The 4,961-nt window shown below is 36.6% G+C and carries 4 protein-coding genes; 2 read left to right on the top strand and 2 right to left on the bottom strand.

All coding sequences use genetic code 11. From position 1 onward, the window contains the following. Both HRT72_04075 and HRT72_04070 read right to left on the bottom strand, forming a co-directional pair. A partial coding sequence (locus HRT72_04075) for a hypothetical protein (GenBank protein NQY66884.1) occupies positions 1–472 on the bottom strand: 472 nt, incomplete at its 3' end. Positions 473–690: 218 nt separating this feature from the next. After that, a complete protein-coding gene (locus HRT72_04070; GenBank protein ID NQY66883.1) occupies positions 691–2,046 on the bottom strand; it encodes a histidine--tRNA ligase in 1,356 nt (451 codons plus the stop codon). A 125-nt stretch (positions 2,047–2,171) separates the two neighbouring features. Here HRT72_04070 and HRT72_04065 point away from each other — a divergent pair, with 125 nt between their 5' ends. Together HRT72_04065 and HRT72_04060 are read left to right on the top strand one after the other, a co-directional pair. Then, positions 2,172–3,041, top strand: coding sequence for a UbiA family prenyltransferase (locus HRT72_04065; GenBank protein ID NQY66882.1), 870 nt, complete (start codon positions 2,172–2,174; stop codon positions 3,039–3,041). A 3-nt stretch (positions 3,042–3,044) separates the two neighbouring features. Then, a complete protein-coding gene (locus HRT72_04060) occupies positions 3,045–4,736 on the top strand; it encodes a carbon starvation protein A (GenBank protein ID NQY66881.1) in 1,692 nt (563 codons plus the stop codon). Positions 4,737–4,961 lie beyond the last annotated feature (225 nt).

Below are 4,961 nucleotides of genomic sequence, written 5' to 3'. Positions count from 1 at the left end.
TTTCTTCCAGCTCTTTAAATGCTTTTTTCATTGCAGGAATCCCTTCAATTAAAGCGTTATGACCAACCCAACTCCAAGTTCTCAATCCTTCCTTTTCCTTTAGGTCATATTTCCCTTGAACCAAAACGTCACCGCCGTCAATCACATTATTTGCTTTAATAATTGAATATCCCAAGCAATCAAAATCTCTATTCAACAAAGCCCAGATTGGTGTATGTAATCCCTTATATTCGGGTGTAATTCCCTCATGTAAAACGCAAGTTCCCAAACTTGGAATATCTAGTAATTCCTGTTTAAAAATCACATTACAACAAATACTGAAAATAATATCCGGATCTTCTTCTTTAATAAATCGCAACCATTGTTCAGAATGGACATCGACAACATCATAGGTAGGACAATCTATTCTAGATCTATTTACAAAATACTCGGGTTTTGATTTTAGTAGCTCCTTTTCATAATCACTTCTCAATATTAAGTGCTATAAACATGAAAAGCTAGTTCATCTAATACAGTGAATAAACCTTTCCTCTTTATTCTTCCGTAAATTTTTCTTAATCTACCCTTGAGGGTAAACCTATCAATCTCAACAAATATGCAACTAACCAAATTATGGTCTTTAAATAATTCACTGGTGAATTTTCTGTTAAACGAATTATTTCTTCCTATGAATAAGACCTTCACGCGGTTCTAATTATTTTGCAACAATTGCATAAGTTCAGCGATAGTTGTTGTGTGCTGCTCTCCTGAAGTCATCTCTTTCACTTTAATTTCCCCGGTCTCAATCTCTTCTTCACCAACTAACACAACGTATTCAACCAAACGACTATCCGCGTATTTCATTTGCTTCTTCATCTTAGCACTGTCTGGATATAACTCGGTACTAATTCCATTTTCTCTCAATTGAGCTACCAGAGATAAACAAAAGTGCGCCTCTCTCTCTCCAAAATTAACGAACAATACTCTTGTGGTTAATTCCAGTTTCTCGGGGAACAATGATCTTTCCAACATTAAATCATAGATACGATCTGCCCCAAACGATACTCCTATCCCAGACATATTGTCTAATCCAAATACTCCCGTTAGATCGTCGTACCGCCCACCTCCGCCAATACTTACAGGGAATTCCGCACAAACAACCTCTATAATCGTTCCTGTGTAATAATTTAACCCACGAGCTAAAGAGAAATCAAATTCAACCTTAGCAGTCTTTAAGCTGCTAGATGTACTATTATCAAGTACATAATTCATCTCTTCTAACCCTTTAAGGCCTTCTTTCGAATCAGCCACCATTTCAGAAACCTTTTTAAGATCTCCTCTATCTGTTAAAAGCAATTCTTCAATTTTTGTTAATTCGTCTTGCACAAACCCCTTTTCCGACAATTCTTTAACGACACCCTCAATTCCTACTTTTTCAATCTTATCAATAGCCACAACTAAATCCGTCATTCTATCTTCAACACCAACATACTGAGCGAGCCCTCTTAATATTTTCCTGTTATTAATCTTCACTGTAACATCCAACCCTAAAGCGGTAAAAACCTCATCCAATATCTGGACTATTTCTAATTCAATTAAGAGAGAATCACTACCAATAACATCTACATCACATTGATAAAACTCACGATATCTACTTTTCTGAGGACGATCTGCCCGCCAAACTGGCTGTATTTGAAATCGTTTAAATGGGAAGACAATATCATTTTTATTTTGGACTACATATCGTGCAAAAGGCACTGTTAAGTCGTACCTCAAGGCCTTTTCACTTATTGAAGATGTCAGTTTTACAGAGTTTTTATCTGCTAATGCCTCTGGGTTTGCTTTCGATAAATAATCTCCCGAATTCAATATTTTAAATATCAAACGATCTCCTTCTTCTCCATACTTACCAGTTAAAGTCGAAAGTTTTTCAATAGCAGGTGTTTGAATCTCAGCAAACCCATACTTTCTAATCACCGATTTTATGGTGTTAAAAATGTAATTTCTTCTTGACATCACTGCTGGAGAGAAGTCTCTTGTTCCTTTCGGTGTACTTGGTTTGCTCATTTTTAACACATCTATTTAGTACCGCAAATATCGAAAAAAATAGGGTAAGGCAATTCGTTGTATACTTTAGAATTATTTATCTTTGGTATCTATGAATTCTTCACCATTTCGGAGTTCAAACAAGTATGGGATCAGTTAAAAATTATCTTTCGCTAATAAAATTTAGTCATACCGTGTTTGCGCTACCCTTCGCAATAATCGGCTTCCTTTTAGGCGTTGTGTATACAGATACCGATCTAAACTGGAAACTATTCGGATTGGTAATCCTATGTATGATATTTGCAAGGAATGCAGCAATGGGATTTAACAGATACATCGATCGAAAAATCGATCAAGCGAATCCAAGAACTATAAGTCGTGAAATTCCTGCAGGGATAGTTAGTCCTAAATCAGCTCTTTTCTTTGTCATTTTAAATTGTGTTTTATTTATTGGAACGACTTACCTCATCAATTCAGCCTGCTTCTATTTATCGCCAGTTGCTCTGATCGTAATACTTGGTTACAGCCTTTCTAAACGATATACATATCTATGTCATATCATCCTCGGATTAGGTTTAGCACTGGCTCCTATAGGGGCGTACATAGCCGTATCCGAACAATTTGACATCATCCCAATTATCTTCTCTTTCATCGTATTGTTTTGGGTAAGTGGCTTTGATATTATCTATGCCTTGCAAGACAAAGGTTTTGATGAAGGCCAAAAACTAAAATCGATCCCTGTAAAATTAGGGTTAAAAAACTCTCTAGTTCTATCTACCGCACTGCATGTTTTTGTTGCGATATTAGTAGTAATAGCAGGCATTTACGCCAACTTTGGTATCTACTACTGGATTGGTAGTGCAACCTTTATTTCATTATTAGCTTACCAACATTTTATTGTTAAAGCGGATGATTTAAGTAAGGTTACTATAGCTTTCTTTACTTTAAATGGGATTGGGTCAATCCTATTTGCATGCTTCTTTTCTCTCGATTTATTAATCAGCGGCATTTTATAAAGAATGAATGGAGCCCACGTTACTTTAGTATGTCTAGTCACTCTTTTTCTAGGATATCGTTTTTACTCAAAATATATTTCGAGCAAAGTTTACAAAACCGACGACGACGATTCGATTACACCTTCTCGTGAATTTCAAGATGATTTGGATTACGTACCTACATCGAAATACGTTTTATTTGGTCATCACTTTTCTTCTATTGCGGGAGCAGCACCAATATTAGGACCAGCCATTGCAGTAGCTTGGGGATGGATTCCCGCATTATTGTGGATCGTTCTAGGGACCATCTTCATGGGTGCGGTTCACGATTACGGTGCTTTGGTTTTATCTGCAAAGAATAAAGGACAGTCGATTGGAAGTGTTACTAGTTCTATCATTAATTCCAGATCAAAGCTCTTATTTCTCATTATCATATTCATATTGGTATTTATTGTAATTGCAGTATTCGCCTTTATTATCGCAAACCTATTCGTCTTATATCCGGGAACAGTAATCCCAATAAACTTCCAGATTATTATATCTGTTATTATAGGATGGTGGACTTTCAAAAAAAAGGGATCTCTCCTTATTCCATCACTAGTAGCACTTGCTATGCTTTATGTACTAATTATTGTGGGCTTCAAGTACCCTATTCATATGCCCGAATCTCTATGGATTAATGGGTCTGAAGTAATGACATGGATAGTTTTCCTCATGATCTACGGCTTTATTGCAGCCACTTTACCTGTATGGATGCTACTACAGCCAAGAGACTTTATTAATTCCCATCAACTTGTTGTTGGTTTGGGATTAATCTATTTAGGCATCTTTGTAGCTCAACCTATAATTGATGCACCGGCATTCCAAATGGTTGATAATCCTATTCCATGGTTTCCATTTTTGTTTATCACAATTGCTTGTGGAGCTATTTCTGGTTTCCATTCACTGGTGTCAAGTGGTACAACTTCCAAACAATTAGCAAACTTTAAAGACGCACGTTTAATTGGATATGGAAGTATGATAGGCGAAGCCGCATTGGCTGTAGCAGCTACAATGGCCGTGGCCGCAGGCTTTGAGAGTTCAGATGCTTGGCATCATCACTATGGAGATTTCGCTCATGCCTCAGGAATGGGTTCTAAACTTGAGGCTTTTGTAAATGGCACAGCTTCATTTTTAGCCAGTATAGGAATCGATCAAACTTCCATAGGAGCAGATGGAAATATGCATTCATTGGCAGCCGTATTTATATCGGTGTTGGTTATTAGCTTTGCTGCGACCTCCCTAGATACCGCCGTTCGTATACAACGATATATAATTGCTGAAATAGGTACTGCAGTAAATATGCCGGTAATAAAAGACAATCGCTATGTACAAGCAGGTTTAGCCGTTTCATTCTCATTTTTACTAGTTATTTCGGACGGAAGTGGGAAAGGTGGTCTTACACTATGGCCCTTGTTTGGATCCACGAATCAACTTCTTGGATCATTAAGTTTATTGGTAATCTCTATTTGGCTCTTTAAACTAAAACGAAATTTTTGGATAACATTAGCTCCCATGATGTTTATTACCATAATTACTTTTATTGCAACATCTTACAATTTTATAAATTTCCTGGAACAACAAAACTGGATGCTATTATCAATCGCCTTCTTTATTGGAATTTGTCAAATATGGATTATTCTAGAAGGCATTTTAGTTTTTAAGAAAGGAAGGTAAGACACTGCAACAGATTAACCTTTATTACGTACACAATCAGCGGAAAGTAGCCCCTATTTTCCTTAAGTTTGCTCTCCTTAATTTAGGAGATTACAGTTTAAATGAAGAGCAAAAAAAACACAAGATCAAGTAGTTCAGCAGAAATCAGTTTTGATGATTTCAAAAAGGACGTACTTAATGATTTCCGTGTAGCTTCCGAAAGTCGTCATATAAGCATCCTAGGCA

Source organism: Flavobacteriales bacterium, assembly GCA_013214975.1.
In the GTDB taxonomy this organism is placed as follows: domain Bacteria; phylum Bacteroidota; class Bacteroidia; order DT-38; family DT-38; genus DT-38.
The sequence above is the reverse complement of the archived record's forward strand: the minus strand, read 5'-3'. Positions and strand labels throughout refer to the sequence as shown.